The organism is Mycolicibacterium iranicum (assembly GCF_014190915.1).
Lineage (GTDB): Bacteria > Actinomycetota > Actinomycetes > Mycobacteriales > Mycobacteriaceae > Mycobacterium > Mycobacterium iranicum_B.
Window position 1 is genome coordinate 143,567 of record NZ_JACHVU010000007.1, and the last position, 15,647, is coordinate 159,213.

The window sequence follows — 15,647 nt, forward strand, 5'->3', positions numbered from 1 at the left end:
GAGATGCGGGTCAAGCTGGACAGGACGCTGTGCGACGGGTTCGGCATCTGCGCCAAGCACGCCCCCGAGTACTTCTCGCTCGACGACTGGGGTTACGCAGTGCTGGTCGGTGACGGCAACATCCCGGAGCAGGACCGCGACGCGGTTCAGCGCGCGCTCCTCGACTGCCCCGTGCACGCGATCATCAGGATCGGTGAGCGCCGCCCCGACCCGACGCCGATCGCGCCGTTGAGGGAGCCCGACCTGGAGAAGCTGAAGACGGAGGACAACGAGGCTGAGTGGGGCTTCACCCGATGAGCGCTTGCGCGAAGAGCAGAGAGAACAGATGAGCGCTTGCGCGAAGAGCAGAGGGAACAGATGAGTCGGCTTCCACTGCCGCAGTTGACCTTCGACAACGAATTCTTCTGGACAGCCGGCGCCGACGGGGTTCTGCGCATCCAGGAATGCGGCGACTGCGCGTCGCTGATCCACCCGCCGCAGCCGGTGTGCCGCTACTGCAAGAGCCACAACATGGGCGTGCGCGACGTGTCGGGGCGGGCGGTGCTCTCTGCGTTCACCGTCAATCAGCGGTTCGCCATCCCGGGTCTGCAGCCGCCGTATGTCGTCGCGCAGGTGGCGATCGAGGAAGATCCGCGAGTCCGGTTGACCACCAACATCATCGACTGCGACCCCGAAGAGCTGGAACTGGGGCGCGTTGTCGAGGTGGTCTTCGAGCAGAACGACGACGTATGGCTGCCGCTGTTCCGCCCGACGTCCGAACCCGAGACCGCGCCGCTTCCCCAGGACGAGATCGCCCCGCAGGACTTCGCGACCTTCGTCCGGCCCATGCTGACCACAGCCAAGTTCGAGGACGCCGCCGCCATCACCGGGATCGGCGCGTCGAAAATGGGCCGGCGTCTGATGGTGTCTCCGCTGTCGCTGACGCTGGAGGCCAGCGAGGCGGCGATCGCCGACGCCGGGCTGACCCTGGCCGACATCGACGGCCTGTCGACGTATCCCGCGATGGACGCGATGGGTATGGGCGAAGGCGGGGTGACCGCGCTGGAGGGCGCCCTGGGCATCCGGCCGACGTGGATCAACGGCGGCATGGACACCTTCGGACCGGGCGGGTCGGTGATCGCCGCGGTGATGGCGGTGGCGACCGGTATGGCCCGCCACGTGCTGTGCTTCCGCACGCTGTGGGAGGCGACGTTCAACCAGCTGATGAAAGAGGGCAAGGTGTCGCCGCCCGGCGGCACGAGGGTCAACAGCTGGCAGGCGCCGTTCGGTGCCACGTCGGCCGCGCACACTCTGGCGCTGAACGCGCAGCGGCACTTTCACCGCTACGGCACGACCAGGGAGACCCTCGGATGGATCGCGCTGAACCAGCGTGCGAACGCGGCGCTGAACCCGACGGCGATCTACCGCGATCCGATGTCGATGGACGACTACCTCAACGCCCGGCCGATCACCACACCGTTCGGCCTGTACGACTGTGACGTGCCCTGCGACGGTGCCGTCGCCGTGGTGGTCTCGGCTGTGGACGCCGCTGCGGACTGCCCGAAGCCGCCGGTGTACTTCGAGGCGGTGGGCACCCAGATCATCGAGCGCACGGACTGGGACCAGACCACGCTGACCCACGAGCCGCAGGTGCTCGGGCAGGCCGCGCACCTGTGGACGCGCACCTCGCTGCGCCCCGACGATGTCGACGTCGCGCAGCTCTACGACGGCTTCACGTTCAACTGTCTGTCGTGGCTGGAAGCGTTGGGCTTCTGCGGGATCGGCGAGGCGAAGGACTTCCTGGACGGTGGCGGCGCCATCGCCCGCGATGGCGTGATCCCGCTCAACACCCATGGCGGCCAGCTCTCCCACGGCCGCACCCACGGGATGGGCCTCGTGCACGAGGCGGTGTCGCAGCTGCGGGGGGAGGCCGGCGAGCGTCAGGTCGCCGATGCCAGGGTCGCCGTCGTCAGCAGCGGCGGCCTGACTCCGAGCGGCGTGCTGTTGCTGCGCAGCGGGGCCTGAGGTCATGACGGTCCGTCCCCGTGTCGTCCTGGTCGACGGTGTGCCGATGTCGGCGCTCGTCGCGCAGGTCCCCGACCCGCGCGCGGTGCTGGTGGCGGTGCACGGCGGCGCGACGTCGGCGGCGTATTTCGACTGCCCGGGCCACCCGGAGCTTTCGCTGTTGCGTACCGCCGCAGCAGAGGGTTTCACCGCGATCGCGCTCGACCGACCCGGTTATGGAACGTCGGCGGTCTATGCCGGCGATTTCACCGACCCTGCCCGCCGCGTGTCCTCGGCGCTCGGGGCCGTCGACAAGATTCTCGGCGACGGCCCGCGCGGGGCCGGCCTGGCTCTCGTCGGGCACTCGGCGGGCTGTGAGTTGGCCGTTCGGATGACGACGGAGCGCGGTGACGTGATCGGCGTCGAACTGGCGGGCACCGGTCTGCGGTACAGCGATTCGGCGAGGGACATCATCGGGCAGGCGACGGTCACATCTCGACCGGCCGGGTTGCGCGACCTGTTGTGGGAGCCCGCCCGGCTCTATCCGGACGAGGTCCTCACCGGCGCCTTATCGGCACCGGGTGTGGCCTACGAGGGCGAGGTGACCGCGAACTGGGCGCGGCGGGACTTCCCCGCTCTGGCCTCGAAAGTGTCTGTCCCGGTGCAGTTCAGCATCGCCGACCACGAGAAGGTGTGGGAATCCGGGCCGGACGCCGCCGCGGCGGTCGTGGAGTTGTTCGGCTCCTCGCCCGGCGTGCGGGTGAACAGGATGGCGGACAGCGGCCACAACCTCAGCGTCGGCCTGAGCGCGGGTGGCTACCACCGCAGGGTGTTGTCGTTCTTCGAAGAATGCATCGCGGGCGAACACGGTCGCGAGCCAGAGCAAGTGGAGGCGGGTTGATGCGCGTCGGTTTCATCGGACTGGGCAGCCAGGGCGGACCCATGGCGCGAAAGATCGCCGAGGGCGGCTTCGAGACCACGCTGTGGGCGCGGCGCGAAGCCAGCCTGGAGCCCTACGCCGACACACCCGCCAAGTCGGCGGCGACACCCGCCGAGCTCGGCGCCGCCAGCGACCTGGTCTGCCTGTGTGTCGTGGGCGACGACGACGTCCGCGAGGTCCTCTACGGGGACACAGGCGTGCTGGCGGGGCTGGCCGACGGAGCGATCATCGCCATCCACAGCACGGTTCATCCCGACACCTGCCGCGAGATCGCCGAAAAGGCTGCAGCGCAGGGCGTCTCGGTGATCGATGCACCGGTCAGCGGTGGTGGACCCGCGGTCGAGCAGGGCACCCTGCTGGTGATGGTCGGCGGGGACGAGGAGGTGGCCGAGCGCTGCCGGCCGGTCTTTGCGACCTATGCCGACCCGATCATTCACCTCGGTCCGCTGGGCAGCGGACAGAACACGAAGATCCTCAACAACCTGCTGTTCAGCGCCAACCTCGGTAGTGCCGTGAGCACGCTGGAACTCGGCGAATCGCTGGGCATCCCACGCGACAAGCTCGTCGAGGTGCTGCACCGCGGCTCGGCCACCAGCAAGGCGGTGGGCAGCATCTCGATGTTCGGCGGAACGCTCGACGGTCTCGCGCCGATCGCGGGAGCGTTGCTGCAGAAGGACGTTCGGCACGCGGCGAGCCTCGCCGCGGCAGCCAAGGTGGCCGAGGGCGCGGTGTTCACCGCTGCGGATGCGGCACTGGAGTCGATGGACCATCGGCGGTGATCTCGCGGAATCGCCCGGCCTCGACGGGAGCCCGGCCCTGATGCGGGTCGGGTTCGTGGGGGCGGGCCGGATGGGTGCGCCCATGGTGGCCCGCCTGGCGGATGCCGGCCACCAGGTCCGGGCGCTGGGGCGGTCGGTCGAAAAACGCTCCGCGGTCGAGGCGTTGGGCGCCGAGGCAGTGTCAGATCCGGCGGCGGTAGCCGACGGCGCCGAGGCGGTGGTCGTGTGCGTGTTCACCGACGACCAGGTCGAGGGGCTCTGCCTCGGCGGCGACCTGATCGAACGGATGTCGCCGGGTTCGGCCCTGATTCTGCACACCACTGGAAGCCCTGCCACCGCGCGTGCGATCGCGGCCCGGTTTGTCCACGTCGACGTCCTCGACGCACCGGTCAGCGGCGGACCGCACGACATCGAGGCGGGCCACGTCACGCTGTTCGTCGGCGGTGAGCCCGCCGCCCTCGAACATGCGCGTCCGGTACTGGCCGCCTACGGGGACCCGATCCTGCACACCGGGCCGACCGGCACCGGACAGCTCGTCAAGCTGATCAACAACACCCTGTTCGCGGCCCAGATCGGTCTGGTGGCCGAGGGCGTCCGACTGGGGGCGGAGCTCGGGGTCGAGGAGGCTCCCCTGCTCGCCGCCCTCACCCACGGCAGTGCGCAGAGCCGGGTGCTGTCGATGGTGGCGGCCGCGGGGTCGGCGCAGGCCTTCCTCGACAGGGTCGGGGAATTCATCGGCAAGGATGTCGCGGTCGTCCGCGCGACTGCCGGCGAGCTCGGCGCAGACCTCGGCGCCCTCGATCGCCTGGTGAATGCGGCGGCGCCGTGACACGGCTGCGCACCATTGCCTATTCGGCTGACTTCCGAGACTATATGTCCCATACTGGATTCGTTACAGGGAAACAGCCTTCCGTAACGTTTGTGGCTCTTCGAACGGGCCCGAGGAGGACGTAGTGACCAAGCCCAAACTGGTTTTCAGCCCGGTCGCCCAGGAGTACTTCGACAATCCGTATGAGATCTACCGCCGCATGCGCGACGAGGCACCGATCTATCACGACGAAGAACTCGACTTCTATGCGCTGACCCGGCATGCCGACGTCGCCGCGGCGTTCAAGGACCACGAGTCCTTCTCGTCTGCCCGGGGGTGCCATCTGGCCCAGATCCGTTCCGGCGAGGTGCCGCAGAAATCCATCATCTTCATGGATCCCCCGGACCACCGGCACATGCGCAGCCTGCTCAACAAGGCCTTCACCCCCCGGGCCATCCAGAAGCAGCGGGAGACCGTGGTCGAACTCGTCGAGCACTACCTGAGCCGAGTCGATCCGGACCATTTCGACGTCGTGCAGGACTTCTCCGGGCCTTTCCCCGTCGAGGTCATCACGCGGATGGCCGGCGTGCCGGAGGAATTCCGCCAGCAGGTGCGGCACTGGATCGACAAGGGCCTGGAATGCAAGCCGGGCGAGAACGAGCTCACCGCCGAGGCCATGGAGTCCAACATCGAGTCCGGCATCTACTACTACGGACTCGTCCAGGAACGCCGCAAGAATCCGCAGGACGACATGATCAGCCGCCTGATCGCCGCGGAGATCCCCGGCCCCGACGGCGCCATGCGCAAACTCGACGACATCGAAATCACCGGCTTCACCGCGCTTCTGGGTGGCGCCGGCGCCGAAACCGTGACCAAGCTGATGGGCAGCGCCGTGGTCGAGTTCGCCCGGCATCCCGAGCAGTGGCAGAAGCTGCTCGACGATCGCAGCAAGATCCCCGCCGCGGTCGAGGAGCTGCTCCGCTACGTCGGTCCGGTGCAGTACAACGTCCGGTACAGCCTTCGTGAGGTTGAGCTGCCCAACGGAACGGTGCCGGCCCACAAGCCGGTCTTCCTGATGGGCGCCTCCGCCAATCGCGATCCGCGAGCGTTCGACGACGCCGAGACCTTCGACATCGACCGCGACCGCACCCAGTCGCAGAATCTGGGCCTGGGCTACGGCATTCACAGCTGCCTGGGCGCGGCGCTGGCACGCATGGAGAGCGCGATCGCCCTCGAGTACCTTCTCGATTTCATGCCGCGCTACGAGGTCGACTTCGACGGCCTCAAGCGCACGAACATGCAGAACGTGGCCGGGTATCACCATGTCCCGGTGAAGGTGCTGCGCTGATGACACAGCGAGGAGCGGAGCGGGTTCGCGCATGACACAGCGGGGAGCGGAGCGGGATCGCGCATGACACAAAAGATCGAGGTCGACTTCGGCCTGTGTGAGAGCAACGGGGTGTGCATGGGCATCATCCCCGAGGTGTTCGACTTAGACGACGAGGATTATCTACACGTGCTGCAGGACGAAGTGACGCCCGAGAACGAACAGCAGGTCAAGGAGTCCGTGCGGCAGTGCCCGCGGCAGGCGATCTCGCTGCGGGACGAATGACCACCGCAGAGCTCGTCTTCGACCCGTTCTCCGAGGAGTTCTTCAACGGACCGTGGGATCTGTACCGGCGCATGCGCACCGAGGCGCCGGTCTACTACAACGCCGAGCACGACTTCTACGCCCTGTCGCGGCACGAGGACGTCGCCGCCGCGTTCAAGGATCACCAGACCTTCTCCTCGGCGTACGGTCTCGATCTGGCGATGGTCAAGTCCGGCGAACCGCTGCCGCTGAAGATGATCATCCTGATGGACCCGCCGGAGCACCGGCAGATGCGCAGCCTGGTCAACAAGGTCTTCACCCCGCGTCAGATCGCCAACCTCAAACCGATGGTCGTCGAAACCATCGACCGGTGCTTCGCCGCGGCGAATCCGCAACGTTTCGACGTCGTGCAGGAATTCGCCGCGTTCTTCCCGGTCGAGGTCATCACCCAGATGCTCGGGGTGCCGGAGGACCGCAGGCAGCAGGTGCGCCAGTGGGTCGACACGTCGCTGCACCGGGAGCCCGGGCAGATCGAGATGTCACAAGAGGGCCAGCAGGCCATCGCCGAGGCCATGGGTCTGTACTTCGAGATCATCCAGCAGCGGCGGGCCGAGCCGCAGGACGACATGTTCACCCGGCTGGTGCAGGCCGAGATCGAGCGTGAGGATGGCCAGAAGGAACGTCTCGACGACCTGGAGATCGCCGGCTTCGCCACGCTTCTCGGCGGTGCGGGTGCCGAAACGGTGACCAAGCTGATCGGCAATGCCGCCGTCACCTTCGCGCAGAACCCCGATCAGTGGCAGAAGTTGCTCGACGACCGCAGCAAGATCCCGGCCGCGGTCGAGGAGCTGCTGCGCTACGAGGCGCCGGCGCAGTACAACGTGCGGCGCTCGATGCGTGAGGTCACTCTGCACGGCGTGACGATCCCCGAGGGCAAACCTGTTTTCCTGCTGGGCGGTTCGGCCAACCGGGATCCCGACGCGTTCACCGACGCCGACAAGTTCGACATCGACCGGGACCGTACGGAGGCCCAGAACCTCGGCTTCGGTTACGGGGTGCACAGCTGCCTGGGTGCCGCGCTGGCCCGGATGGAGAGCGCCATCGCCCTGGAAAGACTGCTCGACTTCATGCCGCGGTATGAGGTCCTCTGGGATGACTGCCGCCGGGTCGCGATGCAGAACGTGGCCGGCTGGTCCCACGTGCCGGTGCGGGTCCTCGACTAGATGCGCTTCGTCCTGGTGCACGGCGGTTTCCATGCCGCCTGGTGCTGGGAGCGGACCGTCGACGAGTTGCGCAGCCTGGGGCACACCGCGGTCGCGGTCGACCTTCCGGGCCACGGGGCGCTGGTCGATCAGGATTCGACGCTGGCCAACCGCCGGGATGCGGTCGTGGCGGCGATGCGGTCCGGTGACGAGAAGTCGGTTCTGGTAGGGCATTCCGGCGGCGGCTTCGACGCCACGCTGGCCGCCGATGCCCGGCCGGATCTGGTCGGCCACATCATCTATCTCGCCGCAGCGCTGCCCCGCGAGGGCCGCACCTACCCCGAGGCCATGGCGATGCGCGACGACGACCAGGAGTTGGGTGAGGAGTTCGACGGCGACGTCGGAGAGATGTTGGGCTACCTACATTTCGACGAATCGGGCGCGATGACCTTCGCCGACTATGACGGGGCCAGGAAATACTTCTACCACGATTGCGACGACGACACGGCGCGCTGGGCATTCGAGCGGCTCGGTCCCGAGCGGTTCGGCGACACCACGGTGACCCCGGTGTCGGTCCCGGCATTCTGGGCTGCTGACCTGCCCCGCAGTTTCATTGTCTGCGAACAGGATCGGTCGATGCCGCGCTGGCTGGCCGACACCGTCGCCCGCAGGCTCGGCGTCGAGCAGCTGAGCATCGACGCGTCCCACTCGCCGTTCCTGTCACGCCCACGAGAACTCGCCGAGCTTCTCGTGCACGCGACCACGACGACTCCCATCGCCCCGCTCAGCCCGTACTGACCCCCAGCTCCCCGCCGCTCCCCCGGCACCGGTCGACCCGCCGACCCGCCGACCCGCCGGCACCGCGAGCGCGCGTGTCTGCACACGGACGCGCCGCGGTAGCCGGCGCGACACGCGCGCTCGCGGCGGGCCCGCGACGTGCCCGCCACGCGGAGGGCGCTCAGCGCCGGATCAGAAACCCGCGATGATCGCGCCGTGGCAGTCCGCCGCGGCCTGCCGCAGCTTGAGCGCCTCCTGGTAGGCGTCCGAGTAGTACCACTCCTTGGCCGCGTCCACGGACTCGAACTCCAGCAGCACCGTCTGCGTTCCGTGCCACTGCCCTTCGAGCGTCTCGGTGGGCGGGCCGAACGCCAGCACCTTCGCGGTGCCCATGGTCTGGCTGGCGAGCTTGCCGTACTCGGCCATCCCTGCGGGGTCCTTGATGTCTTCGGTGATGATCACATAGGCCTTGGCCACTGGTGAACCTTTCTTCTGCTCAGTCGATTTCGCTGATTGCTCGTTCAGGACAGTTGTCGATCGCCTCGCGCGCGGCGCTCTCGAGTTCGGAGGGCACATCCCCGGGATCGGCGACGGCCCAGCCGTCGTCGGTCATCTCGAACACCTCGGGGCACAACGTGAGGCACATACCGTGGCCGGCGCAACGATCCTCGTCGACCGCAACCTTCATCGGACGTCGAACTCCAGATGCAGCTCGGTCAGCCCCCGCAGGATGTAGGTGGGGATGTAGGAGTAGCGGCGCTCGCCCCGGGGGCCGTGCACCTTCTCCGAGATGCGGATGTCGGTCGTGCGATCGAGCAGACGTTCCAGCCCCACCCGCGTTTCGGCGCGCGCCAACGGAGCGCCGGGGCAGCTGTGGATCCCGCGACCGAACGCGAGATGCTGCCGGGCGTTCTTGCGCTCCGGATCGAACGTGTCCGGGTCCTCGAAACGCCGCGGGTCGCGGTTGGCCGCACCGTTGATCACCATCACCGTGCAGCCGGCTCCGAGCGCCTGGTCGCCCACCTGCGTAGGCACCCGCGACAGCCGGAAGTCGCCCTTCACGGGGCTTTCGATGCGCAGGCACTCTTCGATGAAATTGCCGAGCAGATCGCGGTTCTCGCGCAGTTTGGCCTGAATGTCGGGATTGTCGCCGATCACCTTCAGCGCGGTGCTGAGCAGCCGCACCGTGGTCTCCTGGCCGGCGGAGAACACATTGGTCGCCACGCGCACGACGTCGGCCACCTCCGGCATGGTGCCGTCGGGGAACGTTGCGGTCGCCAGTCCGGTCAGCACGTCGCCGCGCGGCTGGGAGCGCCGGTCCTCGATGTACTCGGCGAACACCTCGTAGAGGTACTCCAGCGGCGTCTTCGTGAGGGTCTTCTCGGCGTTGCCCAGACCGCTGCCGTGGGTGCCGCGTGCGAGCCTCTCCAGCAGTTCGGGGCGATCCTCCTCGGGCACGCCGAGCAGGTCGGCGATCACCCGCAGGGTGAACGGGCCCGCGAAGCCCTTGATGAATTCACCCTGCCCCGGGGCCAGGTAGTCGTCCAGGATGTCGTCGGCCAACTGCCACATCGCGTCCTCGTTCTCCTTGAGGCGCTTGGGCGTGATCAGCCGCATCAGCAGGGCACGGTGATTGGTGTGCGTCGGGGGGTCGAGCGTCGGCAGCTGATCGCTGAACGGGATCTCGTCCCGGTGCTCGACGATCAGGTCGGTGATGTCGTCCAGACCGTCCAGGGGCACCGGGAACCCGGGGAACGGTCCGGTGACGGAGATGCAGGACGAGAACGTCTCGGAGTCGTTGTAGACGTCGACGGCTTCCTGCCAGCCGGTGACCATCGTGACCCCGTAGTGGTCCTCACGGCTCACGGGGCACTTGTTCCGCAGCGCCTCGTAGAACGTGTAGGGGTCGTCCGTCAGCCGGCTGTCCCGGAAGAAGTCGACTGTGGTGAGGTCTTCCGCCATGCTTGCTCCGTTCGACGGTCTCTCGCTGCGAGAACGCGATTCTCAATATTGCGTATCAGGTTTTCATACCCGCCGCGCGGCGTCAACGAGGGCACCCGTCAGTGGTCTTCGGGCTGGATGCCCAGGACGTTCACCGCAGTACCCAGCAGCTGGTAGCACCCGACGGTGAAGACGAGGTCCATGACCTGGCGCTCATCGAAAACTTCCCTGAGGGCAGACCAGGTTTCGTCGCCGAGAGCGTTGGACGCCTCGAGCTCGTCGACCACCCGCACGAGCAGCGCGTCGACGGGGTCCTGCGGGTCGCCGGACCGGATCGATTCGATCTCGGCCGCCGTGATGCCCGCGCGCTGGGCGATCGGGACGTGGTGGTCCCACAGGTAGTCCGACCGGCGAACGTGCACCGCGCGCAGCAGTGCCACTTCGCGCGCGCGGGCCGAGAGCGTCGATCCCAGCAGCAGGTGGGCGTTGAAGGTGAGGTACGCCCGGGTCAGGGCCGGGTGGTGGACGAGAGTGCCGAGGATGTTGCCCGCGTCGCGCAGGTTGGCCCGCTCGACGGGCAGCAACGGGCTCACCGCGTCTCGGCTCTCGTCGGTCCAACGGTCATCCGGGAGAGGGGCGACCCTCGGCTGCTCGGGAATCGGCATCGACTACTGGATGGGCTCGTCGCCGAGCACCGTGGTCCGCAACATCTCCCGCGGCGAATCGGGGTCGTACGGCGCCGCCCGGTGTAACACCCCGTTGTTGTCCCAGATCACCGTGTCCCCCACCGACCAGCGGTGGCTGTACACGAGCTCGGGCTGGGTGGCGCGGTCGAGCAGCTCGGCCAGCAGTGCCTGCCCTTCGTCCCGGTCCATACCGACGACATAGTGCGCCGAGGCACCCAGCACCAGCGACTTGCGGCCGCTGCGGTGGGTCCAGACGAGCGGATGCTCGTGGGTGGGCCGCGAGCGCCAGCGGGCGAGCTCCTCGGGCGACGGGTCCGGGTTGACTCTGCTCTGCGAGGCCTCCAGGGAGTGCACCACCCGTAGCTTCGAGAAACGCTCCTTCTCGTCGTCGCTGAACGCCTCGTAGGCGGCATAGGAGTTGGCGAATTCCGTTTCGCCGCCCCGCTCGGCGACCTGCAGTGCCGACAGCACGGTGGCCTTCTGCGGGCACTCGTCACCCGTCGGCGTGCAGCCGTCGATGTGCCAGTCGAACGTAGCGCGCAGATAGGCGGCGGACTTGTTCTTCGACTTGTCCAGCGTGATCGGGTAGATGCCGGCGACCGGGTGGTGTCCGTCCGAGGAGTGGTCGACGGCACCGAGCCGGGCACTGAAGGCCACCTGCGCCTGCGGGTCCAGCCCGAGGTTGGGGAAGACCAGCACCCCGTTGTCCTCGAGCGCCTCCAGAACGGCTGCGCCCAGAGAGTCGTCCGACGCGAGGCGCTCGGGATCGACACCGACGACCTCGGCGCCGACCGAGGGGGTCAGCTTGTTGATGGTCAGCAGAGTCATGTGCGTCCTTCTGTCACGGCACCGGCGCGCTGACGCGGTCGATGATCGCGTCGGCCGAGTCGGCGGGTTTCTGGGTACCGAAGACCTCGACGGCCATCGAGACCATGATCATGGAGTAGACGAGGTGCAGCAGGTTCAGCACGTCGTCGGGGAGCTCGTCGAGGGGGAACTTGTCGCAGTAGTCGATGGCCTCTTCGAACCGCGGCGAGAACGCATCGTAGAACGCATGGATCTCCGGCATCGGGGTGTTCAGCCGGGCTTCCCACCGTTCGGGTTCGGTTGCCAGACACCACCTTTCTGCGAACGGCTCGAACTCGGCGAAGGCGCTGGGCAGACGGGGGCCACTCATGGCGCTCAGACCCCCACCGGCTTGCGCTCGTTCTTGTAGTCCTCGACCCAGTCCACCGCCACCTTGTGCAGATGGCGGACCAGGATCTCCTGGTCGTTGAGCGGATAGTCGTCGACGACCGGTTCGCCCAGGCCGTACTCCAGTGCCGCCTGCGTGCCGCCCAGCATGCCCGCATCCTGCAGCGCGAATTCCTTGAGGACGACGGAGGCGACCTCGTGTTCGACGCGTTCCCGCACGGTACGCGCAGGGTGGAATGCGTTGTACGCCTCGAACTTGTGGGTGTTGTGCGAGGTGGGCCAGTAGCGGTAGAGCAGATACCACCCGTGGTAGATCAGGATCTCCAGGTTGGGGAAGATCTGGAAGTTGGTGATACCCCACGGCTCGATCCCACCCGGGTTCAGTCCGGCCGACTGATGCGTCTCAGGGGTCCGCCACGGCCCGACGAGCCCACTGCGCGTTGCCCTTTCGACCGGATACATGTATTCCGGGGCCAGCAGCCATCGCCGGGTGCCCGCCGTCGAGACCAGGCGGTGAGGGCCGTCGATCTGGAAATGGCCGCACTCGAACGCCGCGTCGGGCTGACGCACCTCGGTCGGGACCTGCTGGCTGTGCAGCGACGGCACGTGGTAGTACTCCTGGAAGGCGTCGGCGAAGATCTTCCAGTTGCTGTTGTTGTGCGCGACGAATTCGTAGCGCTCGGTCATCAATTCGAACGGGTAGTCGTCCAGCGCCGTGATCATCGGCCCCAGGAACTCACGCAGCGTCTGGCGCGGTTCGGGGTCGAAGTTGATGAAGATGAAGCCGTTCCAGATGTCGCACTGGACCGGTTTGAGCCCGTACTTCGCGGTGTCGAGGTCGAAGAACTCCCCCGGCTGCTGCACGAACTTCAGCTCGCCGTCGAGGCCGTAGCGCCACCCGTGGTACTTGCACGTGAACTGCCGGCAGGCGCCCTTGACCTCCTCGTTGGGAAAGTCGTTCCACACCAACTTGTTCCCGCGGTGCCGGCACAGGTTGTAGAACGCCCGGATCTGCTCGTCGCGCCCCTTCACCACGATCACCGATGTCTTGACCGCGTCGATGTCCTTGGTCAGGTAGCTGCCGACACGGGGCAGTTCCTCGACCCGTCCCACGTTCAGCCAGGCTCGTTTGAACACCGCTTCGCGCTCGAGTTCGTAGAACTCCGGCGAGATCGAATCCCGGAACGACACCGGGCCGGTCCCGAGCTCCGGATAGTGCGCTGTCCAGCTGCCCTCGGCGGGCTTGGGCCACTTAGCCATGCGATCCTCCCGATCGTGTCGTCGTCCGTTTCGCCGTGCCGGTCGCGTGCGTCTGCGTCATCACATCACCGCGCCGCCGTTGACGCCCAGCGTTTGGCCGGTGATGAATCCCGCCTCGTCCGAGCAGAGGAACCCGACCGCGGCGGCGATGTCGTCTCCGGTGCCGAGGTGCCCGACGGGGATGCTCGCCGCCATCTGCTCGTTGGGCGGCAGGAACCCGGCGGCCTGGGACTGACGCTGCATGGGCGTCTCGATGCCCGAGGGCGGAATGTTGTTGACCGTGATGCCCAGGGCGCCGTACTCGCGGGCCAGCGACCGCGTCAGGGAGATCAGCGCCCCCTTGGATGCGGCGTAGTGAGCCATGCCGGGTGACCCCCGCTGGGCACTGGACGACGAGATCATCACGATGCGGCCCCATCCGGCATCGAGCATGTCCGGGATCGCGGCCTGTGCGCAGTGAAACGTCCCGTTCAGGTTCACATCGATCAGGCGCTGCCAGAGCTCCGGCGAGATCTGCAGGAACGGTGCGAAGTCCACGAGTCCCGCGCTGGTGACCAGGATGTGGACGGGCCCGAGTTCGGTGCGGACCTTGGCGAAGGCCTCCTCGACCCCCGCGCGGTCGGTGACGTCGGCTGCGATCCCGAGTGCGTCGACCCCATCGGCGCGCAACTCCTCGGCAACCCGTTGGGCCGCCTCGCCATTGAGGTCCAGCACCGCGACCTTGTGCCCGCGCCTGCCGAGCTCGTGACAGGTCGATTCACCCATCCCCGATGCTCCGCCGGTCACCACTGCCACCCGCGTCATGTGTTCGGCCCTTCTCGATGTTCTCTCGACGTCGCGTTCTCACTCATAGATCAGATGGACCTTTCGGCTCGTGGGCAGCGACTGGCAGGTGAGCACCCACCCCTCCTCCACCTCGTCCTCGTCGAGCGCGTCGTTGATCCGCATCCGCGCGCTGCCCTCCACGACCCGCGCCATGCAGGTTCCGCAGCTTCCGGTTTCACAGGACGCGGGCGCCTTGAGCCCCTGCTGCCGCGCGGTCTGCAGCAGGGTGTCCCCGTCGCGGTAGGTCGCGACGACCTTGTTGCGATCGAGTTCGATGACGATCTCTTCGCAGGCCTCGGCGGTGTCGTCGGTGACACCCGGTGGCACCTCGGCGACCGTGAAACGTTCGAGGTGCAGGCGTTGCCTGGGTACGCCGGCGGCGACCAGAGCCGCTTCCACCGTGTCCATGAACGGCGCGGGCCCGCAGATGTAGAAGTCGGCATCGCCGACCTCGGCGATGAACGTGCTCACGGCGGCCGCGGTGACCACACCCCGGTCCTCGTCGTAGTGATGCTCGACGACAAGGCGGGCGGCATGCTGTTCGGTGAGACGCTGCAGCGGTTCGGAGAAGATCACCGAATCCCGTGCGCGGTTGGCGTAAAAGAGCCGGACAGGCCGGTCCGAGTCGGCCAATGCGGTGCGGACCAGTGACATGATGGGCGTGATGCCGCTGCCCCCGGCGAAGGCGATCAACGGCTGCGCCGCCGAAACCTCCTCCGCCAGAACGAATCTTCCCTCAGGAGGAGCGGCATGCAGTTCGTCACCCTCGGCGGCGGTGTCGTTGATCCAGTTGGAGACCACACCGCCGGGATCGCGTTTGACGGTGATGCGCAGCTCGTCCTCCAGCGGCGCCGACGACATCGAGTAGCAGCGCCGCAGGTCGCGTCCGTCCACGCTGACCCGCACCGTCAGGAACTGGCCGGCCTTGTACCGGAAGTCGTGCGAGTGCCGCTCGGGTACATCGAGCACCAGGGACACGGCATCGGAGGTCTCGCGCACAACCCGCTTGATGCGTAGTGGCGCGAATCCGTCAACGGTCAGTTCCTCAGCCATCCCGGTAAGGTTATCAAGTACTTGTCATTCATCTCAAGTAGTTGTGACGTCGACCTTCGGTAGGGGTGCGTGCCCGGACGGAGGACCGCGAGAACGTCCAGGTCACAGCGCTTTCGGTGAGCAGAGTTCGTCGAATGCGACGCGAATCAGGTGTCGACGTGGTCGGCGTAGAGTTCGTGCCCGGTCCCCTGCTCGACGACCCGGCCCAGGAGTTCGCGCAAGGTCTTCTGCTCGGCTTTGGACAACACTCCGAAAACCTTGTCGTGGGCGGTCACTGCGTCGTGCACCACCGCCGCGGCCGTTTTTCTGCCCTGCTCGGTCAGGAACGCCTGAAGGATCCTGCCGTGCGCGGGATTCTGCTTGCGTTCTACCAACCCGCGTTTCTCGAGGGCGGTCAACGCCAGTTGCACGCCCTGGGGGCTGATCAGCAACCGCCGGGCCAGTTCGGCACCCGAGAGGCCGGGTTCGTTGGAGAGCTGCCGCAGGACACCGATCTGCGCGGTGCTCACCCCGTGTTCGCTCACCGCCTCGTTCACGCTGGTCAGCGAGAAGTAGAAGGCCTGTTTGAGCAGCCAGAGGATGTTGTCGGTGAGCTCGATACCCGCCAC

Annotated in this window: 19 protein-coding genes; 9 read left to right on the forward strand and 10 right to left on the reverse strand. The window is 67.2% G+C overall.

All coding sequences use genetic code 11. From position 1 onward, the window contains the following. The first annotated feature begins 3 nt into the window (after positions 1-3). The 9 genes from FHR72_RS16530 to FHR72_RS16570 all read left to right on the forward strand — a co-directional run bounded on the left by FHR72_RS16530 (position 4) and on the right by FHR72_RS16570 (position 8,101). Positions 4-297 carry a ferredoxin gene (locus tag FHR72_RS16530; protein WP_183470245.1) on the forward strand — a complete coding sequence of 98 codons (294 nt, stop codon included), beginning with the start codon at positions 4-6 and terminating at the stop codon, positions 295-297. 60 nt (positions 298-357) lie between these two features. Continuing rightward, positions 358-2,004: a thiolase C-terminal domain-containing protein gene (locus FHR72_RS16535; protein WP_183469927.1), complete on the forward strand. Its 1,647-nt coding sequence runs from the start codon at positions 358-360 to the stop codon at positions 2,002-2,004. A gap of 4 nt (positions 2,005-2,008) precedes the next feature. Continuing rightward, positions 2,009-2,884 carry an alpha/beta hydrolase gene (locus FHR72_RS16540; RefSeq protein WP_183469929.1) on the forward strand — a complete coding sequence of 292 codons (876 nt, stop codon included), beginning with the start codon at positions 2,009-2,011 and terminating at the stop codon, positions 2,882-2,884. Then, positions 2,884-3,702, forward strand: coding sequence for an NAD(P)-dependent oxidoreductase (locus FHR72_RS16545; protein WP_183469931.1), 819 nt, complete (start codon positions 2,884-2,886; stop codon positions 3,700-3,702). The genes FHR72_RS16540 and FHR72_RS16545 overlap by 1 nt, the downstream gene beginning before the upstream one ends. A gap of 40 nt (positions 3,703-3,742) precedes the next feature. Next, on the forward strand, positions 3,743-4,531 hold the full coding sequence (locus FHR72_RS16550; RefSeq protein WP_183470247.1) for an NAD(P)-dependent oxidoreductase: 789 nt from the start codon (positions 3,743-3,745) through the stop codon (positions 4,529-4,531). 124 nt (positions 4,532-4,655) lie between these two features. Beyond that, on the forward strand, positions 4,656-5,858 hold the full coding sequence (locus FHR72_RS16555) for a cytochrome P450 (protein ID WP_183469944.1): 1,203 nt from the start codon (positions 4,656-4,658) through the stop codon (positions 5,856-5,858). Between the two features lie 63 nt (positions 5,859-5,921). Further along, on the forward strand, positions 5,922-6,122 hold the full coding sequence (locus tag FHR72_RS16560; protein WP_183469946.1) for a ferredoxin: 201 nt from the start codon (positions 5,922-5,924) through the stop codon (positions 6,120-6,122). Beyond that, positions 6,119-7,324 (forward strand): cytochrome P450, encoded by a 1,206-nt coding sequence (locus FHR72_RS16565; RefSeq protein ID WP_183469947.1) that lies wholly within the window; start codon positions 6,119-6,121, stop codon positions 7,322-7,324. The genes FHR72_RS16560 and FHR72_RS16565 overlap by 4 nt, the downstream gene beginning before the upstream one ends. After that, entirely contained in the window at positions 7,325-8,101 is a 777-nt protein-coding gene (locus FHR72_RS16570) for an alpha/beta fold hydrolase (RefSeq protein ID WP_183469950.1), read from the forward strand. A 171-nt stretch (positions 8,102-8,272) separates the two neighbouring features. On the opposite strand, the gene FHR72_RS16575 is transcribed toward FHR72_RS16570, so the two are convergent. From FHR72_RS16575 to FHR72_RS16620, 10 genes are all read right to left on the reverse strand, one after another. Then, positions 8,273-8,557 (reverse strand): DUF1330 domain-containing protein, encoded by a 285-nt coding sequence (locus tag FHR72_RS16575; protein WP_183469952.1) that lies wholly within the window; start codon positions 8,555-8,557, stop codon positions 8,273-8,275. Positions 8,558-8,576: 19 nt separating this feature from the next. Further along, complete coding sequence (locus FHR72_RS16580) at positions 8,577-8,768, reverse strand: ferredoxin (RefSeq protein ID WP_183469954.1); 192 nt, start codon at positions 8,766-8,768, stop codon at positions 8,577-8,579. Further along, on the reverse strand, positions 8,765-10,042 hold the full coding sequence (locus FHR72_RS16585) for a cytochrome P450 (protein ID WP_183469956.1): 1,278 nt from the start codon (positions 10,040-10,042) through the stop codon (positions 8,765-8,767). Before FHR72_RS16585 ends, FHR72_RS16580 begins: the two co-directional genes overlap by 4 nt. A 98-nt stretch (positions 10,043-10,140) precedes the next feature. After that, positions 10,141-10,686, reverse strand: a complete 546-nt coding sequence (locus FHR72_RS16590; protein WP_183469958.1) for a carboxymuconolactone decarboxylase family protein — start codon at positions 10,684-10,686, stop codon at positions 10,141-10,143. Between the two features lie 3 nt (positions 10,687-10,689). Next, the gene (locus FHR72_RS16595) at positions 10,690-11,535 is read right to left on the reverse strand and encodes a TauD/TfdA dioxygenase family protein (protein ID WP_183469960.1); all 846 of its coding nucleotides are present in this window, start codon (positions 11,533-11,535) and stop codon (positions 10,690-10,692) included. A gap of 13 nt (positions 11,536-11,548) precedes the next feature. Continuing rightward, positions 11,549-11,884, reverse strand: coding sequence for a hypothetical protein (locus FHR72_RS16600; RefSeq protein WP_183469962.1), 336 nt, complete (start codon positions 11,882-11,884; stop codon positions 11,549-11,551). A gap of 5 nt (positions 11,885-11,889) precedes the next feature. Beyond that, positions 11,890-13,161, reverse strand: coding sequence for an aromatic ring-hydroxylating oxygenase subunit alpha (locus FHR72_RS16605; protein WP_183469964.1), 1,272 nt, complete (start codon positions 13,159-13,161; stop codon positions 11,890-11,892). 60 nt (positions 13,162-13,221) lie between these two features. After that, the gene (locus FHR72_RS16610) at positions 13,222-13,965 is read right to left on the reverse strand and encodes an SDR family NAD(P)-dependent oxidoreductase (protein WP_183469966.1); all 744 of its coding nucleotides are present in this window, start codon (positions 13,963-13,965) and stop codon (positions 13,222-13,224) included. Between the two features lie 39 nt (positions 13,966-14,004). Next, entirely contained in the window at positions 14,005-15,039 is a 1,035-nt protein-coding gene (locus FHR72_RS16615; protein WP_183469968.1) for a ferredoxin--NADP reductase, read from the reverse strand. A gap of 146 nt (positions 15,040-15,185) precedes the next feature. Beyond that, the gene (locus tag FHR72_RS16620; protein ID WP_183470249.1) at positions 15,186-15,638 is read right to left on the reverse strand and encodes a MarR family winged helix-turn-helix transcriptional regulator; all 453 of its coding nucleotides are present in this window, start codon (positions 15,636-15,638) and stop codon (positions 15,186-15,188) included. Positions 15,639-15,647: the final 9 nt, after the last annotated feature.

What these genes read in the sequence shown, in the direction of transcription:
- FHR72_RS16610 (WP_183469966.1), bottom strand. Translation starts at nt 13,965, where the DNA reads ATGACGCGGGTGGCAGTGGTGACCGGCGGAGCATCGGGGATGGGTGAA.
- FHR72_RS16565 (WP_183469947.1), top strand. Translation starts at nt 6,119, where the DNA reads ATGACCACCGCAGAGCTCGTCTTCGACCCGTTCTCCGAGGAGTTCTTC.
- FHR72_RS16605 (WP_183469964.1), bottom strand. Translation starts at nt 13,161, where the DNA reads ATGGCTAAGTGGCCCAAGCCCGCCGAGGGCAGCTGGACAGCGCACTAT.
- FHR72_RS16535 (WP_183469927.1), top strand. Translation starts at nt 358, where the DNA reads ATGAGTCGGCTTCCACTGCCGCAGTTGACCTTCGACAACGAATTCTTC.
- FHR72_RS16600 (WP_183469962.1), bottom strand. Translation starts at nt 11,884, where the DNA reads ATGAGTGGCCCCCGTCTGCCCAGCGCCTTCGCCGAGTTCGAGCCGTTC.
- FHR72_RS16550 (WP_183470247.1), top strand. Translation starts at nt 3,743, where the DNA reads ATGCGGGTCGGGTTCGTGGGGGCGGGCCGGATGGGTGCGCCCATGGTG.
- FHR72_RS16530 (WP_183470245.1), top strand. Translation starts at nt 4, where the DNA reads ATGCGGGTCAAGCTGGACAGGACGCTGTGCGACGGGTTCGGCATCTGC.
- FHR72_RS16615 (WP_183469968.1), bottom strand. Translation starts at nt 15,039, where the DNA reads ATGGCTGAGGAACTGACCGTTGACGGATTCGCGCCACTACGCATCAAG.
- FHR72_RS16585 (WP_183469956.1), bottom strand. Translation starts at nt 10,042, where the DNA reads ATGGCGGAAGACCTCACCACAGTCGACTTCTTCCGGGACAGCCGGCTG.
- FHR72_RS16580 (WP_183469954.1), bottom strand. Translation starts at nt 8,768, where the DNA reads ATGAAGGTTGCGGTCGACGAGGATCGTTGCGCCGGCCACGGTATGTGC.
- FHR72_RS16545 (WP_183469931.1), top strand. Translation starts at nt 2,884, where the DNA reads ATGCGCGTCGGTTTCATCGGACTGGGCAGCCAGGGCGGACCCATGGCG.
- FHR72_RS16540 (WP_183469929.1), top strand. Translation starts at nt 2,009, where the DNA reads ATGACGGTCCGTCCCCGTGTCGTCCTGGTCGACGGTGTGCCGATGTCG.
- FHR72_RS16595 (WP_183469960.1), bottom strand. Translation starts at nt 11,535, where the DNA reads ATGACTCTGCTGACCATCAACAAGCTGACCCCCTCGGTCGGCGCCGAG.
- FHR72_RS16590 (WP_183469958.1), bottom strand. Translation starts at nt 10,686, where the DNA reads ATGCCGATTCCCGAGCAGCCGAGGGTCGCCCCTCTCCCGGATGACCGT.
- FHR72_RS16560 (WP_183469946.1), top strand. Translation starts at nt 5,922, where the DNA reads ATGACACAAAAGATCGAGGTCGACTTCGGCCTGTGTGAGAGCAACGGG.
- FHR72_RS16570 (WP_183469950.1), top strand. Translation starts at nt 7,325, where the DNA reads ATGCGCTTCGTCCTGGTGCACGGCGGTTTCCATGCCGCCTGGTGCTGG.